The sequence below is a fragment of the Vibrio sp. CB1-5 genome (assembly GCF_059412285.1).
The window spans coordinates 1-957 of sequence record NZ_JBJHPB010000074.1 but is presented as its reverse complement, the minus strand read 5'-3'; the positions used below and the strand labels follow the sequence as shown (position 1 = coordinate 957).

The 957-nt window shown below is 45.0% G+C and carries 2 tRNA genes and 1 rRNA gene; all 3 read left to right on the top strand.

Annotated elements, in window-relative coordinates:
• Positions 1 to 56 precede the first annotated feature (56 nt).
• A tRNA-Lys gene (locus ACJB0T_RS21915) sits at positions 57 to 132 on the top strand.
• A gap of 35 nt (positions 133 to 167) precedes the next feature.
• A tRNA-Val gene (locus ACJB0T_RS21910) sits at positions 168 to 243 on the top strand.
• 326 nt (positions 244 to 569) lie between these two features.
• Positions 570 to 957, top strand: a 23S ribosomal RNA gene (locus tag ACJB0T_RS21905); the annotation flags it as partial.

Sequence of the window (957 nt, the reverse complement as noted above, 5' to 3'; positions counted from 1 at the left end):
GGACACCGCCCTTTCACGGCGGTAACAGGGGTTCGACTCCCCTACGGGATACCATTGGGTCGTTAGCTCAGTTGGTAGAGCAGTTGACTTTTAATCAATTGGTCGCAGGTTCGAATCCTGCACGACCCACCATTTCCTTCCACGGGAAATGTAAAAAAAACTTATGTGGGCGATTAGCTCAGTTGGGAGAGCACCTCCCTTACAAGGAGGGGGTCACTGGTTCGAGCCCGGTATCGCCCACCATTCTCTAAGTAATTTTGGATTAAATATTTCCAAACCACTTCATTAAAACGTACGTGGTTGGAATTTCTGACGCTGAGATTCTTTAGAAAATGCATTAAGTTTGCATTGCTCTTTAACAATTTGGAAAGCTGACGAATAACATTTGATTAATGTTATTCATTTAAAAGTTCTCAAATCCTAATCTTTTGATTAGGTACCAACACACATTCAAGTGTTCTTGGGGATCACGAAAGTGATTCATATTTGAGTCCGGCAAAATCGAGTCTGCACATGTATAAAAATGCAGACAACTTTGGTTACGTAACAAAGACCCTTTGGGGTTGTATGGTTAAGTGACTAAGCGTACACGGTGGATGCCTTGGCAGTCAGAGGCGATGAAAGGCGTAATAACTTGCGATAAGCTCAGATTAGGTAGTAATAACCTGTGAGTCTGAGATTCCTGAATGGGGAAACCCACCTGCATAAGTAGGTATCGCTGAGTGAATACATAGCTCAGCGAGGCGAACCGGGGGAACTGAAACATCTAAGTACCCCGAGGAAGAGAAATCAACCGAGATTCCGAAAGTAGCGGCGAGCGAAATTGGATTAGCCCTTAAGCTTTTAATGAGACAGACGAAGGCTCTGGAAAGTGCCGCGATACAGGGTGATAGCCCCGTAGTCGACATCTCATCATCAGTGAAATCGAGTAGGGCGGGACACGTGATATCCTGTCTG